General features: G+C 60.1%; 16 protein-coding genes. 7 read left to right on the top strand and 9 right to left on the bottom strand.

The features are described 5' to 3' along the window. Positions 1-225: 225 nt before the first annotated feature. The gene (locus AB4P92_RS14060) at positions 226-1,452 is read left to right on the top strand and encodes a 3-hydroxyacyl-CoA dehydrogenase NAD-binding domain-containing protein (RefSeq protein WP_395599598.1); all 1,227 of its coding nucleotides are present in this window, start codon (positions 226-228) and stop codon (positions 1,450-1,452) included. Between the two features lie 152 nt (positions 1,453-1,604). Further along, entirely contained in the window at positions 1,605-2,036 is a 432-nt protein-coding gene (locus AB4P92_RS14055; RefSeq protein WP_042557149.1) for a thioesterase family protein, read from the top strand. A gap of 72 nt (positions 2,037-2,108) precedes the next feature. Here the strand turns inward: AB4P92_RS14055 and AB4P92_RS14050 are convergent, their stop codons facing one another. The 4 genes from AB4P92_RS14050 to AB4P92_RS14035 form a co-directional block, all read right to left on the bottom strand. Continuing rightward, a complete protein-coding gene (locus AB4P92_RS14050; protein ID WP_042557150.1) occupies positions 2,109-2,588 on the bottom strand; it encodes a glycine zipper domain-containing protein in 480 nt (159 codons plus the stop codon). A gap of 351 nt (positions 2,589-2,939) precedes the next feature. Further along, a complete protein-coding gene (locus tag AB4P92_RS14045; protein ID WP_395599597.1) occupies positions 2,940-5,288 on the bottom strand; it encodes an FdhF/YdeP family oxidoreductase in 2,349 nt (782 codons plus the stop codon). Then, entirely contained in the window at positions 5,285-6,124 is an 840-nt protein-coding gene (fdhD, locus tag AB4P92_RS14040; RefSeq protein WP_395599596.1) for a formate dehydrogenase accessory sulfurtransferase FdhD, read from the bottom strand. The genes AB4P92_RS14045 and fdhD overlap by 4 nt, the downstream gene beginning before the upstream one ends. A gap of 92 nt (positions 6,125-6,216) precedes the next feature. After that, a complete protein-coding gene (locus AB4P92_RS14035) occupies positions 6,217-7,104 on the bottom strand; it encodes a LysR family transcriptional regulator (protein ID WP_042557153.1) in 888 nt (295 codons plus the stop codon). Positions 7,105-7,243: 139 nt separating this feature from the next. On the opposite strand from AB4P92_RS14035, the gene lysM reads away from it, so the two are divergent. Further along, the gene (gene lysM, locus AB4P92_RS14030; RefSeq protein ID WP_042557154.1) at positions 7,244-7,684 is read left to right on the top strand and encodes a peptidoglycan-binding protein LysM; all 441 of its coding nucleotides are present in this window, start codon (positions 7,244-7,246) and stop codon (positions 7,682-7,684) included. Positions 7,685-7,776: 92 nt separating this feature from the next. On the opposite strand, the gene yrfG is transcribed toward lysM, so the two are convergent. Further along, positions 7,777-8,439, bottom strand: a complete 663-nt coding sequence (gene yrfG / locus AB4P92_RS14025; protein ID WP_261736194.1) for a GMP/IMP nucleotidase — start codon at positions 8,437-8,439, stop codon at positions 7,777-7,779. A gap of 88 nt (positions 8,440-8,527) precedes the next feature. On the opposite strand from yrfG, the gene nudE reads away from it, so the two are divergent. Beyond that, the gene (gene nudE / locus AB4P92_RS14020) at positions 8,528-9,094 is read left to right on the top strand and encodes an ADP compounds hydrolase NudE (protein WP_395599595.1); all 567 of its coding nucleotides are present in this window, start codon (positions 8,528-8,530) and stop codon (positions 9,092-9,094) included. An 11-nt stretch (positions 9,095-9,105) separates the two neighbouring features. After that, positions 9,106-9,933: a 3'(2'),5'-bisphosphate nucleotidase CysQ gene (gene cysQ, locus AB4P92_RS14015; RefSeq protein WP_395599594.1), complete on the top strand. Its 828-nt coding sequence runs from the start codon at positions 9,106-9,108 to the stop codon at positions 9,931-9,933. Positions 9,934-10,018: 85 nt separating this feature from the next. Here cysQ and AB4P92_RS14010 read toward each other — a convergent pair whose 3' ends face one another. The 4 genes from AB4P92_RS14010 to rfbC are packed head-to-tail and all read right to left on the bottom strand — an operon-like array spanning position 10,019 to position 14,246. Next, a complete protein-coding gene (locus AB4P92_RS14010) occupies positions 10,019-10,474 on the bottom strand; it encodes a YiiD C-terminal domain-containing protein (RefSeq protein ID WP_395599593.1) in 456 nt (151 codons plus the stop codon). Next, on the bottom strand, positions 10,471-11,853 hold the full coding sequence (locus tag AB4P92_RS14005; RefSeq protein WP_395599592.1) for a sigma-54-dependent transcriptional regulator: 1,383 nt from the start codon (positions 11,851-11,853) through the stop codon (positions 10,471-10,473). The genes AB4P92_RS14010 and AB4P92_RS14005 overlap by 4 nt, the downstream gene beginning before the upstream one ends. Next, on the bottom strand, positions 11,850-13,658 hold the full coding sequence (locus AB4P92_RS14000) for an ATP-binding protein (protein ID WP_042557160.1): 1,809 nt from the start codon (positions 13,656-13,658) through the stop codon (positions 11,850-11,852). Before AB4P92_RS14000 ends, AB4P92_RS14005 begins: the two co-directional genes overlap by 4 nt. A 42-nt stretch (positions 13,659-13,700) precedes the next feature. Continuing rightward, positions 13,701-14,246, bottom strand: coding sequence for a dTDP-4-dehydrorhamnose 3,5-epimerase (gene rfbC / locus AB4P92_RS13995; protein ID WP_115146032.1), 546 nt, complete (start codon positions 14,244-14,246; stop codon positions 13,701-13,703). A 147-nt stretch (positions 14,247-14,393) separates the two neighbouring features. On the opposite strand from rfbC, the gene AB4P92_RS13990 reads away from it, so the two are divergent. Then, a complete protein-coding gene (locus tag AB4P92_RS13990) occupies positions 14,394-17,306 on the top strand; it encodes an aminotransferase (protein ID WP_395599591.1) in 2,913 nt (970 codons plus the stop codon). Between the two features lie 304 nt (positions 17,307-17,610). Beyond that, the gene (gene aguB / locus AB4P92_RS13985; RefSeq protein ID WP_395599590.1) at positions 17,611-18,489 is read left to right on the top strand and encodes an N-carbamoylputrescine amidase; all 879 of its coding nucleotides are present in this window, start codon (positions 17,611-17,613) and stop codon (positions 18,487-18,489) included. Position 18,490 lies beyond the last annotated feature (1 nt).

Raw genomic sequence — 18,490 nt, 5'->3', positions numbered from 1 at the left:
GGGAATCCTGTGGGAGCGAACCTGCTCGCGAAAGGGTCAGGTCATTCGGAATCGCGTTGCATGGCACACCGCTTTCGCGAGCAGGTTCGCTCCCACAGGGATTGCGGTGATCTATGAGAGCTGCATCCATCCGCTGAATGTCGATCATCACGGTAATAAACTTCAAAAAGCGTCGTTGGCTGACTATGGTGAGACCAGTCTTTGGATCGCCAACAAGAGAACAACATGAGCCAGACATCTTTCGATATTCAGCAGGCAGCGGTGATCGGTGCGGGCACCATGGGGCGTGGCATTGTCATGTGTCTGGCCAATGCCGGTGTGTCGGTGCAATGGGTGGACACCAATCCACAGATGCTCGAACAGGCGCTCGCAACCGTGGCCGAGACTTATGCACATAACGTACGTCAGGGCCGGATTGATCGGGCCGAGGCTGATGCGCGTTTGGCCCGGGTCAGCGCTGCGGCGGATTACGCAGAGATCCGCAATGCCGATCTGGTGATCGAGGCGGTGTACGAAAACCTCGAACTCAAGCAGAAGATCTTTCGTGAACTGGATGGCTTGCTCAAGCCGCAAGCGCTGTTGGCGAGTAACACGTCGGCACTGGATATCGATGCAATAGCTGCGGCGACCAAGCGGCCTGAGCAAGTGTTGGGTCTGCATTTCTTCAGCCCCGCGCACATCATGAAACTGCTGGAAATCGTTCGCGGTGCACAGACCTCGCAGGCAGCACTGGATGCTGCGCTGATACTGGGCAAGCGCATGGGCAAGGTCAGTGTGGTATCGGGCAACTGCCACGGTTTCATCGGTAACCGCATGCTGCATCCGTATGTCCTGGAGGCCCGCAAGATACTGCTTGAAGGCGCTTATCCACAGCAGGTCGATGCGGCGCTACAGGCATTCGGTTTCGCCATGGGGCCGTTCCGTATGTACGACGTGGTCGGCATCGATCTGGAATGGCGCGCTCGTGAGCTGGCCGGCAAGGGCCAGGATGCCCCGGAGATTCAGGTTGATAACCGCCTGTGCGAAATGGGCCGGTTCGGTCAGAAGTCTGGTAATGGTTATTACCACTACGAGCCGGGCAGTCGTCAGGCAGAGCATGACCCGGAAGTCGATGCGCTGGTGTTGCGTGTCAGTGAGGGTTTGGGTTTCCAGCGCCGTGAAATCGGTCCGGAGGAGATTCTGGAGCGCTGCCTGCTGGCACTGGTCAACGAAGGCGCGAAGATTCTGCAGGAAGGCATTGCCGAGTCGGCGCATGACATCGATCTGGTGTACCTGAACGGTTATGGCTTTCCCGCCGACAAGGGCGGGCCGATGGCCTGGGCGGATCAGCAGGGGCTTGCAGATATTCATCAGCGGCTGCTGGCGCTGGAGACGCGGCAGGGTGATCAGTGGAAACCGGCAAGGCTGATTGGTGAGTTGGCGGCGCAAGGGAAGGGGTTTGCTGACCGTTGAATGACGTGGCGCCTGTGCTGGCGCCTTCGCGAGCAGGCTCGCTCCCACAGTGGGTTTGTTTGGTTCGCAGATCCCGACCTCACTGAAGAACCTTGTGGGAGCGAGACGCTTTTAAATCAGACTGGCCACTTACCTTCAGGAATCGAAAATTGATGTCCAACCCGACCCCTCAACGCACCGACTACCCGCATTTCCAGCCCATTACCACGCGCTGGCATGACAACGATGCCTACGGCCACGTCAATAACGTCACTTATTACAGCTTCTTTGACACCGCGGTGAACACCTACCTGATCCAGGTCGGTGGTCTGGATATCCATGACGGTGAGGTGGTGGGGTTCGTGGTCAGTTCGGCGTGCGATTACTTCGCCTCGATTGCTTTCCCGGACTTGATCGAGATCGGCTTGCGGGTCGGCAAGTTGGGCAACAGTTCGGTGCAGTACGAATTGGCGGTGTTCAAGGTCGGCGAGAGCGAAGCGTGTGCGGCGGGGCGTTTCGTCCATGTCTTCGTCGATCGGGCGAGTAATCAGCCAGTGCCCATTCCTGCCGGGTTGCGCGCTGCGCTGGAAAGATTGGTGGTGTGAAAAAGGCAAAAAAAATCGCAGCCCGAGGGCTGCGATTTTTGCTTTACCGGCTAACGAGGTGCTTCAGGCGCCTCAGTCGCGGTAATACTTGTGATGCTTGCGGTGACCGTAGGCGTGGCCGCGTCCTGGGTGACGGTCGCGATAGTAGCGACGGTCGTCGTGACGGCGATCATAGCGACGATCATCGTCATCGCTCTTGTTGCCCATGTAGTTACCCAGCGCGCCGCCGGCGCCGCCACCTGCTGCGGAACCGATCAGGCTGCCGGTAGTGCCGCCCATGCTGCGGCCAACCACGTTACCGCCGGCTGCGCCCAACGCACCGCCGATAGCGGCTTCGCCACGGCTGCGTTTGTCTGCGCCGACCGCGCTACCACCCGCGCCGCCCAAGGCTGCGCCGATGGTGGAACCTGTATTGCCGCCTAAAGACTGACCGACGACCGAGCCAAGAACCCCGCCCAATGCGCCGCCCACACCTGCTTCGGTGGTGCCGCCTGCGGACGCAAAACCACTGACCAGGCCAAGGGACAACAAGAGAATCGAGGAGAACTTCATAGAGGAGCCTCAAAGGGATGACGGCGCCGATCCTGAGGCTGTGCAACACGCGTGACAATCGAAATCCGACGAATAACACGACTTGTATACAATTACGCAAGTTACTGTTTTAACTACGGAACTTAAGCGATTTTCGCCGGTCTTTAACTACTTCGGACAGGCCGCTTTTGTGAAAAAGCGGCCTTTTTTGTGGGCGATGGAAATGTGTAGCGGCGTAGAAGTGCGTTAAATGTTCGACCGCTTTCGCGAGCAGGCTCGCTCCCACATTGGACCGCGTTTCTTATGCAGGAATGCGCTCAACTGTGGGAGCGAACTTGCCCGCGAAGGGGCCAGTCCAGTCACTCTTTAAGTTTAAGCAGACTTGGCCATGATCAACCCGGTCTCACTCGCCGCTTCCAGCCGAATCGCGATGAACTTCGAGGTCGGCGTATGGCTGCCGTCGCCAGTGCTTTCCAGCGGCACCAGTGGATTCACTTCCGGGTAATACGCAGCGGCCTGGCCGGCAGGGATATCAAACGCCAGCAGTGTGAAGCCCTTCACCCGACGCTCGCGCCCATCGTCCCAGATCGAAACGATGTCAGCCTTCTGCCCCGGACGGAAGCCCAGGCGAATAATGTCGGCCTCGTTGGCGAACAGCACATCGCGCTGGCCCTTCACCCCGCGATAACGGTCGTCGAGGCCATAAATCGTGGTGTTGTACTGATCGTGCGAACGCATCGATTGCAGGATCAGATCCGGCAACTGACCGGTGGCGCGGGTACGTTCGTGGACCAGGTCTTTGGGCAGCAGGTTCGCGCGGAAATTGGCGCGGCCCGACGGCGTGTTCCACTTGCGTGCACCGGCGCTGTTGCCGAGGTAGAAACCACCCGGATTCTTGATCTTTTCGTTGAATTCCTTGAAACCCGGGATGGTGTCGGCGATCAGCTCGCGGATACGCCCGTAATCGGCCACCAGCCAGTTCCAGTCCACCGGTTTGCTGCCAAGGGTCGCGGCAGCGATGCCAGCGATGATCGACGGCTCTGAACGCATCTGGTTAGAAAGCGGCTGCAACTGACCGTTGGAGGCGTGAACCATGCTGAACGAGTCTTCCACGGTGACCGCTTGCGGGCCTTCAGTCTGGATGTCGATGTCGGTGCGACCGAAGCACGGCAGGATCAAGGCGTCTTTACCGTGAGCCAGGTGGCTACGGTTGAGTTTGGTGCTGATCTGCACGGTCAGGTCACAATTGCTCAGAGCCTCGAACGTGCGCGGGCTGTCCGGTGTGGCTTGGGCGAAGTTGCCGCCCAGACCGATAAACACCTTGGCGCGGCCCTCGGCCATGGCGTGGATCGCCTCGACCACGTTGTGCCCGTTGTGGCGTGGCACCTTGAACTGGAAGCGACGCTCCAGCGAATCAAGGAACGCCACGGGTGGACGCTCGTTGATACCCATCGTGCGGTCGCCCTGCACGTTACTGTGACCGCGCACCGGGCACAGACCGGCGCCAGGTTTGCCGATGTTGCCGCGCAGCAGCATCAGGTTGGCGATTTCCTGGATGGTCGGCACCGAATGGCGATGCTGGGTGATGCCCATCGCCCAGCACATGATCACGTTTTTGCCTTTGGCGTACATGCGCGCCGCTTGTTCGATCTCGACCAGGGGCAGGCCGGATTGCTCGACGATCTGCTCCCACGGCGTGTCGTCGACGACACCGAGATACTCCAGCACATTGGCACTGTGTGCATTGAGGAAGTCGTGATCGAACACCGCTGGCTCACCAGCCTTCTGCGCGTCGCGTTCCCATTGCAGAAGGAACTTGGCCATGCCACGCAGCAGCGCCATGTCGCCACCCAATGCCGGGCGGAAGTACGCGGTGTTGGTCGGTTTGTCGCCGTTGGTGAGCATTTCGATCGGGTGCTGCGGGTGCTGGAAACGTTCCAGACCACGCTCTTTGAGCGGGTTGACGCACACCACCTGAGCGCCACGTTTCACGGCTTCACGCAGGGGTTCGAGCATCCGCGGATGGTTGGTGCCGGGGTTCTGGCCCCAGACGAAAATCGCGTCGGCGTGTTCGAAGTCATCGAACGTCACGGTGCCTTTGCCGACACCGACACTCTGCGCCAACGCCACGCCGCTGGCCTCGTGGCACATGTTCGAGCAATCGGGAAAGTTGTTGGTACCGAAGGCGCGCACGAACAGCTGATACAGATACGCCGCTTCGTTGCTGGCGCGACCCGAGGTGTAGAACTCGGCTTGATCCGGGCTCGACAAGCCTTGCAGGTGTTTGGCGATCAGCGCGTAGGCATCGTCCCAGGCAATCGGTTTGTAGCGGTCGGTCTCGGCGTCGTAGGCCATTGGCTCGGTCAGACGACCCTGATATTCAAGCCAGTAGTCGCTCTGCTCCAGCAACGCGGTAACGCTGTGTTTGGCGAAGAATTTTGCATCCACCCGACGCTTGGTCGCTTCCCAATTCACCGCTTTGGCGCCGTTCTCGCAGAACTTGACCATGCCGCTTTCCGGGGAATCGCCCCACGCGCAACCCGGGCAGTCGAAGCCGCCGTTCTGGTTGGTCTTGAGCATCATGCGCAGGTTTTTCAGCGCGTTGTCACTGGTCAACCAGGCCTGGGCCACGCTGATCAGGGCACCCCAACCGCCGGCTGCGCCTTTGTAGGGCTTGTAGCGCGGGACAGGTTTCTGGTCGGCTTGATGATGTTGGCTCACGCTTGATTCTCCATCGCGGGGCTATACACCCGCGGCGCATTTTTCTGCGGCAGGTGGATGAGATTGAGGTTGTGCCGACGGGCCCATTGCACGGCAAGGCCCGTAGGCGCGGACAGGCTGACCAGGGTCTGGATGCCGGCGCGCAAAACTTTCTGGATCAATTCGAGACTGCAACGGCTGGTGACAATCGCGAGGCCGCCATCCGTGGATATTTTCTGGCGGATCAGCCCGCCGATCAGTTTGTCGAGAGCGTTGTGGCGGCCTATGTCTTCGCGCCCGAGCAGCAATTCGCCGCTGGCATTCATGAAAATCGCCGCGTGTACCGCACCGCAATGCTGGCCCAGTGGCTGGAAGGCGCCGATGCGTTGGCGCAGACCGTCGAGCCATACACTGGGTGGCAACGGCGCACCGGGCAACACCTTGAGATCGGGTAGCGCCTGCTCCACCGCTTCAACGCCGCACAGTCCGCACCCGCTAGTGCCGGCCAGTTGCCGACGCTGGGTCTTGAGATTCCAGAACGCACGGTTGGCGATGGTCACTTGCGCGTATTGCGCCGAACCTGCGCCAGTCAGTTGCAGGTCATAGATATCATTGGCGTCTTCGATGATGCCGCTGCCGAGGCTGAAACCGACGATGAAGTCTTCGAGGTCGGTCGGGGTCACCAGCATGACGGCCTGGCTGATGCCGTTGTAGGCGATCGCCAACGCAACTTCCTCGGCCAGCGCGGTGCTGGCCGACTCTTCGAGAGGCAGATCGCTGTAACTGTATGTCTGGCTGGCAGCAGGCGCGGGCGTTTCGCGTGCAGGCGCCGCGCAGGCTGGGCGCTTGGCGTTCATGGCATCACCAACGGTTTGATCAACGTTAAGACTAGGCGCGGCAAGATGTCGCGTCTAATCGCTAATGTTGATCTACCGATAGATGCCGTCGATCAAGACTCGCCTGGCGATTTTTGATACAGCGCAAAACAGGCTTCGGCCAGCGCTGAACGCGGGGCACCCCGGCGCATGATGAACCCCAGCCGGGCGAGGGTTTGGGCACTTTCAATGGGCTGCAGACGCAGATCATCGGTGAGGTTTTCCAGTCCGCCGTCCAACGGCATCACCGCGCAACAGAACCCGCCATGCACAGCTTGTAATAATTGATGCACGGCATCGGTTTGCAGCAGTGTCTGTGGCGTCAGGCCACGGCTGTGGAAATTGTGGTCGATCGACTGGCGAAAGTGCATGCCGCTGGTGAGCATGCCCAGTGGCAGTTCGATCAGCGATTCCCAGGTCAACGGTGCTTCGCCGAAGGAGAAGAAACGCTGGTCATACAGCAATCCCATGCGGGTTTCGCTGAAGGCCAAGGATTCGAAGCGCTCACTGTCCAGCCGATCAAGATAGGACACGCCGATATCGATGCGGTTGTTCGCCAGTTGTTCGAGGATCTGTTCGGAACTCAGCGCCGACAATTCAAAGCGCAGGTTCGGGTGCTGCCCGTGCAGACGCTGCATCAGCGGCAACGCATCGAAACTCGACAGCGGCACCACGCCCAGACGCAACGTACCGACCAGATTGCCGCGGCACGCTGCCGCTTCTGCCTGCAAGCCGTCATACGCCGCCAACACTGTGCGTGCCCACGCCAGCACCCGTTCGCCCGGGGCGGTGAACCCTTCGAACCGCTGACCGCGGTTGACCAGCGGCAGGTCGAGTTCTTCTTCGAGGCTACGCAGGCGCATCGACAGCGTCGGTTGCGTAATGTGACAACGCGCAGCGGCCTGGCCGAAGTGACGGGTTTCGTCGAGGGCGATGAGGAATTTCAGCTGCTTGATGTCCATCTTCGCTCCGAAGGGTGTTTGCGGGGGTGGGCGATTCTAACGCTTGTGGGGTGACAGGGTCATTGGTCGGCTTGGAACCGGGGTTGTCATTGGTGGTCTAGGCTTTGACGTCTGGAACCCAAATCAAGGAGTGTGCGCTATGAGTCTTTTTAGCTTTGTGAAAGAAGCCGGTGAGAAACTGATCGATCTGCTGACCCCGGGCAATGCCAATGCCGGTGAGCAATTGAAGGAACACATCAGCAAGGTTGGCTTGGGCAATCCGAACGTTCAGGCGACTGTGGACGGCGACAAGGTCACGGTTACCGGCGAAGTGGCGAGTCAGGAAGAGAAAGAGAAAATTCTGCTGGCGGTGGGCAATATTGAAGGTGTGGGCAGCGTTGATGACCAGATCACTGTGACCGGCCCGGTAGTGACTGCTGCGCAGTTTGTGGTGGTCAAGTCGGGTGACACGCTGAGTGCAATTTCCCTGCGCGTTTACGGCGATGCCAACAAGTATCAAAAAATCTTCGAAGCCAACAAACCGATGCTCAAAGATGTGAACAAGATCTACCCAGGGCAGACACTGCGTATTCCTGAGTAATTGCGGATAACGCTTTCGCGAGCAGGCTCGCTTCCACATTGGATGCGTTTCAATGTGGGAGCGAGCCTGCTCGCGAATAGGGCAACTCGGTATCAGAGGCCTGTGATCAGGTCGCGGTAGTCTTCAACTGCGACAAATTCGGCCGTGTCCTTCGGGCCTTTGCGGCTGTCCGGTTCCTTGATGGCCAACAAGTGCGCCACGCCAAAATCCCGCGCACTGCGCAGAATGGGCAAGGTGTCGTCAATAAACAGACTGCGCGCCGGATCAAAATCTATATCGGCCTGCAACGCATCCCAGAATTGCGGATTTTCCTTCGGAAAACCGTAGTCATGCGAGCTGATCAATCGCTCGAAATAGGGCGCCAGTTCAATCCGCTCCAGCTTCAACGACAGCGAATCACGGTGCGCATTGGTGATCATGATCACCCGTTTGCCGGCGCGTTTTATCGCTTCAAGAAAGGTGTCGGCGTCGGTGCGCAAGGCGATCAGGTGCGCGGTCTCTTGCTTCAACTCACGCACTGACAATTTCAGTTCGCTGCTCCAGAAATCCAGGCAGTACCACTGCAACTGACCGGCATGGCGCTCGAACAACGGCTGCAACTCCATCTCGGCCATGGCGCGGCTGACCCCGTGCAGTTCGGCGTAGCGCTGGGGCAGGTGTTCCAGCCAGAAATGGTTGTCGAAGTGCAAATCCAGCAGCGTGCCGTCCATGTCCAGAAGAACGGTATCGATGTCGGACCAGGGTAATGAAGGCATGGCAACGTCTCGAGCGGTAGAAAGATATCCGACGTAAACAATCGGGAAAGCCGCGTTATAGTAGCGCGTTCACGCCAAGGAGCTTTGCATGCGCCAGAAACCCACCGTACTTGCCCGCGAGATCGTCGCCACCAGTCGCCTGTTTTGCGTCGAAGAGCTCAAGCTGCGTTTTTCCAACGGTGTGGAACGCACCTATGAGCGTCTGGTGGGCAAGGGTGCCGGATACGGCGCGGTGATGATCGTGGCAATGCTCGATGCCGAGCACGCTGTGTTGGTCGAGGAATATTGCGGCGGTACTGACGAGTACGAATTGTCCCTGCCCAAAGGCCTTATCGAACCCGGTGAAGACGTGCTGGCAGCGGCCGAGCGTGAGCTTAAGGAAGAGGCCGGTTTTGGCGCGCGGCAACTGGAGCATCTGACTGAACTGTCGCTGTCACCCGGTTACATGAGCCAGAAGATTCAGGTGGTGCTGGCCACCGAGCTGTACGAAGAACGTCTGGATGGCGACGAGCCTGAGCCGATGCGGGTCGACAAGGTCAACCTGCGCGAACTGTCGGCGCTGGCGTTGAATCCGCAATTCACCGAAGGGCGTGCCTTGGCGGCGTTGTACCTGGCGCGTGATTTGCTGAGCCAGCGCGGTGCCTTTCAACTATGAGTGAGCAATTGATGAACTTTCCCCATCCGTTGATGGCGCCAGTGATTGCGCTGGCGTTGAAGGCTGGCGAGGCAATTTTGCCGTTCTGGCGGTCAGGCGTTGAAGTCACCGCCAAGTCAGATGAATCACCTGTGACCGTTGCAGATCTGGCCGCGCACCACGTGATTGTGGATGGATTGATCGCGCTGGATCCGAGTATTCCGGTGCTGTCCGAAGAGGACGCGAGTATCGCGCAGAGCATACGCGCCGGCTGGCAGCGTTGGTGGCTGGTAGATCCGCTGGATGGCACCAAGGAGTTCATCAGCGGCAGTGAGGAATTCACCGTCAATATTGCGTTGATCGAAAACGGTCGCGTGGTATTCGGTGTGGTGTCGATGCCGACCAACGGTCGTTACTACGTTGGGGGTGCCGGGCTCGGTGCCTGGCGCTGTGACGAGGGCGGTACTCCGGTTGCGATTCAGGTGCGTGACGTGCCGGGGCCGGGCGAAGCGTTCACCGTAGTAGCCAGTCGTCGGCATTCCAGTCCCGAGCAGGAGCGCCTGCTGGCCGGGTTGAGCGCGAGCCTGGGTGAGCTGCAATTGGCCAATATCGGCAGTTCGTTGAAGTTTTGCCTGTTGGCCGAAGGGGCGGCGGATTGCTATCCGCGACTGGCGCCGACTTCGCAGTGGGACACGGCGGCCGCCCAAGGCGTGCTGGAAGGGGCGGGCGGTGAGGTGCTGGATTTGCAGGGCGAAGCGTTCTGTTATCCGGCGCGGGAATCGTTGCTGAATGAGTTCTTTCTGGCGCTGCCAGCGAAGGCGGCGTGGCGGACGAGGTTGTTGGAGTTGGCCCGAGGTTAATAGCAAAAGATCGCAGCCTGCGGCAGCTCCTACACAGGATTTCGCATTTCCCTGTAGGAGCTGCCGGAGGCTGCGATCTTTTGCTTTAGCGGTGCAACACGTACTGCCCGCTAAACGTCACCGCATCCTCATCACTCCCGGCATTGACGATCCGCGTATTCAGCGTCAACCGCGCCCGCCCGTGACGCTGATACATCGCCAGAAATTTCTTCCACACCGTCGCATCCGGCGCCGGGCAAATGGCTGTCGCATCCCCCGTCACTGGCAGCGGATAACTGATCTGCCCTTCCTGAATCACGATGTGGCCGTCGATGATCCCTTCTTCCTTCAAGCGCAAATGCAACCAGCCCCAACCCGCCAGCACCGCGCCGCAATAGAGGCTGCCGCCGAACATGGTGCTTTTGTGATTGACGTTGGGCTCCAAAGGCAAATGCAGACTCAATTGCTGAGCCTGCCAGTCGAGTACCTTGATGCCCATGTCCCGGGTCAGGGGAATATCGCGATGCAGCACCGACTCCAGATAGTGAGTGTCCGGGTTCATTCGTTCTCCTCCCCATGGCTGTTGTCGCCGAAGTTGAGGCCGTGTTTGCGCAGTTTGTCGTGCAGGGTCTTGCGCGGTATGCCCAGTGCTTCGGCAAGACTGCGTACCGAGCTGTGGGTGCGCGCCAGTTCGGCGGCGATCAACGATTTCTCGAAGTTTTCCACTTGCTCGCTGAGCCCGCCGCCAGTGATTTGGACTGTGGCGCCGCCGCCCTCGTCGCCGCTGTTATCCAGCGCCAGTTCAAGGCCCAGCGCAAAGCGTTCGGCCGCGTTTTGCAACTCTCGCACGTTACCCGGCCAGGTATGGCGCAGTAGCAGGGCGCGCTGCGCCGGTTGCAGTTCGTGGGGGGGCAAGCCGTGGCGGGCGCTGGCTTCATCGGCGTAATACTGGAACAGCATCAACGCATCTTCGCCACGCTCGCGTAGCGGCGGAATGCGCAGCGGCGCGACATTGAGGCGGTAATACAAATCTGCACGGAAACGGCCCTGATCGGCAGCCTGGCGCAGGTCTTCCTTGGTGGCGGCGATGACGCGGATATCCAGCGGGATCAGTTGATTGCCGCCCAGGCGTTCGACGACTCGTTCCTGCAGCATGCGCAGCAGTTTCACTTGCACATCCAGGCTCATGCTTTCGATTTCATCGAGGAACAAGGTGCCGCCGTTGGCGAATTCGAACTTGCCGATACGGCGTTTTTGCGCGCCGGTGAACGCGCCCGGCTCATGGCCGAACAGCTCGCTTTCCACCACCGATTCGGCCAGCGCGCCGGCATTGATCGCCACAAACGGCCCGTTGCGACGGCTCGACAGGTCATGCAGCGCACGGGCCACAACCTCTTTGCCAGCGCCGGTTTCGCCGAGGATCAGCACGTCAGCCCGGGTCGCCGCCAGCGCGCCGATCTGCTCGCGCAGGCGCAGCATCGGCTGCGAATGGCCGACCAGTCGCGTGCTCAATTCGTTGCGATCGCTGAGGGCCAGACGCAGGCTGCGGTTGTCCAGCACCAGGCGGCGCAGGGCCAGCGCGCGGCGCACGCTGTCGAGCAGGGCGTCGCTGGCGAAGGGTTTCTCAAGGAAGTCGTATGCTCCGGCGCGCATCGCCTGCACGGCGAGCGGCACATCGCCGTGGCCGGTGATCAGCAGCACGGGCAGCTCGGGGTCCTGAGCGTGCAGTTCGCTCAATAATTCCAGACCGTCCATGCCCGGCATGCGGATGTCACTGACAACCACACCCGGCCAGTCGCGTTCCAGTTGTCCGGCCAGGCCCTTGGCTTCGGACAGCGGCAGGATTTTCAGCCCGGCCAGATCCAGTGTCTGGCCCAAGGCCTGACGCAGGTGCGGATCGTCGTCGATCAACACCACCTGAATGCGATTGTCGATGGTCATGCACTTCGATCCTCGGACGGTTGCAGGCTGACCCCGGGCGCACCGGCACGCAGCCGCAGGGTTATCAAGGCGCCACCTTGCTTGTGGTTGGCGAACGACAGTTCACCACCGAAGGCGCGCATCAGGGTTTCACAAATCGCCAGGCCCAGACCCAGACCCTGGGTGCGCGTCTTGGTCGTGTAGAAAGGCTCGCTGGCGCGGCCGAGGGCTTCCATGCAGAAACCCGGACCGTTGTCGCGAATGTACAGGTTGACGCCATCGGCCGTGGATTCGGCACTCAGCCACAGTTTGCGCGGCGGGCCTTTTTCGGTGAGGGCGTCGAGGGCGTTGGCGAGCAGATTGCCGAGCACTTGGCGCAGGCGGGTTTCCCCGGCCTCGACCCACAAGGTGGCGGCGGGCAGGTCGCGGATCAACTCGACTTCCATGCTCCGTCGACGTTTGGCCAGCAAGGCCAGCGCATCATCCAGCGCCGGTTGCAGGGCAACGCTTTCCGGGGCGTGCCGATCGCGGCGGGCGAAGGCGCGCAGATGGGCGATGATCGAAGCCATGCGCCCGGTCAACTCGCTGATCAGCTTGAGGTTGCCGCGCGCCTCTTCGGTGCGTTGATGATCGAGCAACACTTCGGCGTTTTCTGCGTAGCTGCGGATCGCCGCGAGAGGCTGATTGAGTTCATGGCTGATGCTCGCCGACATCGTGCCCAGCGCCGACAATTTGCCGGCTTGTACCAGATCGTCCTGAGCGCGCACCAATTCCTGCTGCGCCTGTTCACGCTCCAGCACTTCCTGCTTCAGACGACGGTTGAGGCCTTCTAGGTCGCTGGTGCGTTCGGCGACCCGGCCTTCCAGTTCCCGCCGCGCCTTGGCTTCGAAGGCGATGCGTTCCAGATAGTGGCGGCTGCGCTGCATCATCAGACCCACCAGCAACATCACCACCAACAGCGTGGCGCCGCCGATGGCGACCACCGTGCGCACCGGCCGGTCGATCAGCGTGCGCGGCGCGAGGATGCTGACGCTCCAGCCGGTTTCGGCGATGTCGTGGGTTTGTGTCAGCCAGGCGTCGGTGTTGAGATTCAGCGGCCGGGGTTCGCGGGTCGGGTAGGGCTGGATCGCCGTAATCGCCAAGCGCTCGGCATCGCTCAAGACGCGGGTCGAGCGAAAGCGCCATTCCGGGCGTGACGTGAGGATGACCACGCCGTTGTTGTCGGTCACCAGCAGTTGTTCCGGCGTTTTGCCCCACAGGCTTTCGGTGTGATCGAGATCGACCTTGATCACCAGGACGCCGATGATTTTTTCACCGTTGCGCACGGCAGCGGCGAAGAAGTAACCGCGTTTGGCCGACGTGGTGCCGAGACCGAAGAACCGTCCAAGACGCCCGGCCATGGCTTCACTGAAATACGGGCGGAAGGAGAAATTACGGCCGACGAAGCTGTCGTGTTTGTCCCAATTCGACGCCGCCAGTGTTTGCCCGGAGGTGTCCATCAGGTACATCACTTCGGCACCGGTTTGGGCCGAGATGTTTTTCAACAGACGATTGGCGTTGCCTTGGGTGACGCCATCGTCCGGCGCTCCGAGCACGGCGCGCAGGGCTGGCAGGTCGCCGAGGATCTGCGGCAATACTTCATAGCGGTGCAGGGTGCCCAGCAGGTTGGCGACGTACAGGTCGAGGGTCTGGCGGTTCTGTCCGGCCAGTTCGCTGCGGTAATAGCGCTCGGCCAGATGTTCCAGCGGCCACAGCAGTGGCGCCAGACACAATGCCAGCAGGGCGAGGCTGCGCCAGCGGGGGCTGCGGGGGAGAGGTGGTTTCATATGCCGGATGCGCCTGTAGTGACAGGCGCATTATGCCCGGCCTCAGGAAAAGACGTCAGCGTCCTTGAGCAACACTGCCGCCTGATCTTTCGCTGACAACTTTGGTGCTTCGTCCAGTTGCCAGTCGATGCCAAGATCAGGGTCATCCCAGCGAATGCTGCGCTCGGACGAGGGGTCGTAGTAGTTAGTGGTCTTGTAGAGGAACTCGGCGAACTCGCTCAATACCACGAAACCATGAGCGAAACCTTCCGGCACCCACAGCTGACGATGATTCTCAGCCGACAGGCGCACCGCTACCGACTTGCCGAAGTGTGGCGAGCTGCGGCGAATGTCCACGGCCACATCAAGTACTTCACCGACAGTGACGCGCACCAGTTTACCTTGGGTGTTTTCCAGTTGGTAATGCAGGCCACGCAGCACGCCCTTCTGTGAGCGCGAATGGTTGTCTTGCACGAATTGGGTATCCAGACCGGTCGCGTCCTGGAACGCCTTGGCGTTGAAGCTCTCGTAAAAGAAACCGCGCTCGTCACCAAACACCTTCGGTTCGATGATCAGAACACCTGGCAAATCGGTGGTGATTACATTCATGGGGGTTTCCATAGATAAGTGTGGACGGGCGACATTCTTGCGCAAAGTGCCGCCGGATGCGAGGGCTCGAATAAACAAAATCAGGGGTTGCGTCTTGCCAGAAGCAATGGCGATATAAGCGCCTAATAAAATTTCAGGGGTCGTTTCATGTCGCTCGACACGTTGATTCATCGCGCCAGTCTGCCCAGCCCGCAAGTCAGCGAGGCGCAGGCCCTGCAATGGCTGGCCGAGCATTACGGGCTCAGCGGCACGTTGCAGGCCCTTGGCAGCCAGCAGGATCTCAACTACCGCGTTGACAGTGCGCGCGGGCGGTTTGTGCTGAAAATCTGTCGGGGCGACTACGCCCTTGTAGAGTTGCAGGCCCAACATGCCGGCCTCAAGTATCTGGCCGAGCATTCTGATGTGCATGTGCCGCGGGTGATTGCGGCCAATAACGGTGAGGATTTGCTGTCGCTTGAGGTCGACGGTGAGGCCGTCCATGTGCGGCTGCTGGATTACATCGAAGGCCAGCCGCTGACGCACCTCGATCACCTGGGCCACGCAGTGGTCGCCGGATTTGGTCGGCTTTGCGGCGAGATGGACCTGGCCTTGGCCGGGTTCGACCATGCGGGTCTGGAGCGTACGTTGCAGTGGGATGCACGCCACGCCAGCGCATTGATCGCCCACTTGCTACCGGTGATCAAGGACGAGCAGCAACGCACGTTGATCGCCGACGTCGCCAGGCAGGCCGAGCGCCGTTTGCAGCCGTTGCTGGAAAAACTGCCGGTGCAGGCGATCCACATGGACATCACCGATGACAACGTGGTCTGGCAGCGTGACGCGCAGCGCCACTGGCAATTGCAGGGTGTCATCGACTTCGGCGATCTGGTGCGCACCTGGCGTATCACCGATCTGTCAGTGACCTGCGCGGCGTTACTGCACCATGCCGGTGGCGATCCGTTTGTGATTCTGCCGGCGGTTCAGGCCTATCACGCGGTCAATCCGCTGCAACATGAAGAGCTGCAAGCGTTATGGCCGCTGATCGTCGCCCGTGCAGCGGTGCTGGTGCTCAGCGGCGAACAACAAGTCAGTATCGATCCGGATAACACCTACAGCCGCGACAACCTCAGTCACGAGTGGGAGATTTTCCGCGTCGCCACATCAGTGCCGTTGGCGTTGATGGAGGCGGCGATTCTCAGTGCGGTGGGTCAGACATTGCCGGCAATCAACAGCGAAGGTTTCGCGCCGTTGTTGCCAGAGCTGGTCGGGCGCGAATTTGCGCTGATTGATCTCGGTGTACTCAGCCCGCATTTCGAGGCCGGCAACTGGGAGCAGGAGGGCATTGACCAACGCCTGCTGAACGAAGCCGCCGCCGCTCATGGTCTGGCGGCGAGCCGTTATGGTCAGTACCGTTTGTCACGCACCCGCCCGGACAGTGCTGATGAACCGGATACCTTCCCGCTGCACGTCGAGTTGCGCGTGCCGAATGGCACTGCGGTGGAAGCGCCGTTTGCCGGCGTGTTGCATCAAAAGGCAGACGGGGCACTGCAACTGGACGGCCCGCAGCTCAGCGTTCGGCTGTGGGGTGTGGCGCCAACGCTGCACAGTGGCGCGGCGCTGGTCAAAGGTCAGGTGCTGGGATCGGTCAGCGGACCGTTGAGCGTGCAACTGATTCGCGGCGCAGATCTGGATGCGCCGCTGTTCTGTACGCCGTCCCATGCACCCGCGTGGCAGTCGTTGTGCCCGTCACCGGCTGCTTTTCTGGGACTTGCCTGCGATGCCGAACCGGAGCTGGATTGGCAAACGTTGCTCGAACGCCGCGATGCCAGTTTCGCCCGCACGCAAAAACATTATTACGTCGATCCGCCACGCATCGAACGCGGCTGGCGCAATCACCTGATCGACATGCAGGGCCGTTCCTACCTCGACATGCTCAACAACGTGGCGGTGCTCGGTCACGGCCATCCGCGCATGGCGGCGGTCGCGGCCCGTCAGTGGTCGCTGCTCAATACCAACTCGCGGTTCAACTATGCAGCGGTGGCCGAGTTTTCCGAGCGTTTGCTGAAACTGGCGCCGGAAGGAATGGATCGGGTGTTTCTGGTCAACAGCGGCAGCGAAGCCAATGACCTGGCGATTCGTCTGGCGTGGGCCTACAGCGGCGGTCGCGACATGATCAGCGTGCTTGAGGCTTATCACGGCTGGACGATCGGCGCCGATGCGGTGTCGACCTCGATCGCCGACAACCCGAAAGCCCTCGAAAGCCGTCCGGACTGGGTGCATCCGGTGCCGGCACCGAACACGTATCGTGGCGAATTCCGCGGCCTCGATTCGGCGCCGGACTACGTGCGCAGCGTCGAACATCATCTGGAAAAAATCGCCGAGCAGAAACGCCAATTGGCCGGGTTCATCTGCGAGCCGGTGTACGGCAATGCCGGGGGTATATCGCTGCCGCCGGGTTACTTGAAGCAGGTGTATGCGCTGGTCCGCGCGCAGGGCGGTGTGTGTATTGCCGACGAAGTGCAGGTTGGATACGGGCGCATGGGCCATTTCTTCTGGGGTGTCGAAGAGCAGGGCGTGGTGCCGGACATCATCACCATGGCCAAAGGCATGGGCAACGGTCAGCCACTGGGTGCGGTAATCACGCGCCGGGAAATCGCCGAGGCCCTGGAGGCCGAGGGTTACTTCTTCTCGTCGGCCGGCGGCAGTCCGGTGAGCTGCCAGATCGGCATGGCCGTGCTGGATGTGATGGAGGAAGAAAAGCTCTGGGAGAACGCTCAGGTAGTCGGTGACCATTTCAAGGCGCGGCTCGAAGCGTTGATCGATAAACATCCGCTGGTCGGTGCGGTGCATGGGTCCGGTTTCTATCTGGGCGTGGAACTGATCCGTCATCGCGAGACGCTGGAGCCGGCGACTGAAGAGACGACGTTGCTGTGTGATCGCCTGCGCGAGCTGGGGATTTTCATGCAGCCGACCGGCGATGACCTGAACATTCTCAAGATCAAACCGCCGATGGTGACCTCGCGTCAGAGTGTGGATTTCTTCGTCGACATGCTCGATCAGGTGCTTGCCGAAGGTTTGTAAACCCTGCAAATCCGCCGTGGGAGCGAGCCTGCGCGAGAACGCGGTGTGTCAGTCGACCTTTTCAGTGACTGACACACCGCGTTCTCGCGCAGGCTCGCTCCCACATTTTTTTGGGTTTTAAGTTCGATTTGTATCGGTATTAATCTGGTCAATTTAGACGAAATACAATTTTATAGCTTTTATAGCCGATATTTATCGGCTATAAAGTCGCCATTGCTCCGGCATGGCGATGGCTATCCGGTGCGTGCGTTTTTTCTCTTCGGTCGAATCCTCGACCTTCAAAGCAATTGCCCGGAGATGATTCATGAGCCGTACCGTTACCGTCGCCGCCACTCAGATGGCCTGTTCCTGGGATCTGGAAGCCAACCTCGAAACTGCCGAAAGACTGGTGCGTGAAGCCGCAGCCAAAGGTGCGCAGATCATCCTGATCCAGGAATTGTTCGAAGCGCCGTACTTCTGCCAGAAGCCCAACCCGGACTATCTGCAACTGGCCACGACGGTTGAAGAAAACGTCGCAATCAAGCATTTCCAGAAAATCGCCAAAGAACTGCAAGTGGTGTTGCCGATCAGCTTCTACGAGCTGGCCGGGCGTACGCGGTTTAACAGCATCGCGATCATCGATGCCGATGGCAGCAATCTCGGGATTTATCGTAAAAGCCACATTCCGGATGGCCCGGGTTACCACGAGAAGTACTACTTCAACCCGGGCGATACCGGCTTCAAGGTGTGGAACACCCGTTACGCGAAAATCGGCGTGGGCATCTGCTGGGATCAGTGGTTCCCGGAAGCTGCACGCAGCATGGCCCTGCAAGGCGCGGAAATCCTGTTCTATCCAACCGCGATCGGCAGCGAGCCGCACGACAACAGCATTTCGTCGCGCGATCACTGGCAGCGCGTGCAGCAGGGGCATGCCGGCGCAAACCTGATGCCCTTGATCGCCAGCAACCGTATCGGCAACGAAGAACAGGACGGCTACGACATCACCTTTTACGGCTCATCGTTCATCGCCGACCAGTTCGGCGAAAAAGTGCAGGAGCTGAATAAAACCGAAGAAGGTATTCTTGTGCACACTTTCAACCTCGACGAGCTGGAACATATTCGCAGCGCGTGGGGTTCATTCCGCGACCGCCGGCCGAATCTGTACGGCGCGTTGAAAACCCTCGACGGTTCCCTGGAGTCCTGAT

This window comes from Pseudomonas sp. A0308, from assembly GCF_044218815.1.
Taxonomy (GTDB): Bacteria; Pseudomonadota; Gammaproteobacteria; order Pseudomonadales; family Pseudomonadaceae; genus Aquipseudomonas; species Aquipseudomonas iridis.
This window is presented reverse-complemented; position numbering and strand designations above follow the sequence as displayed.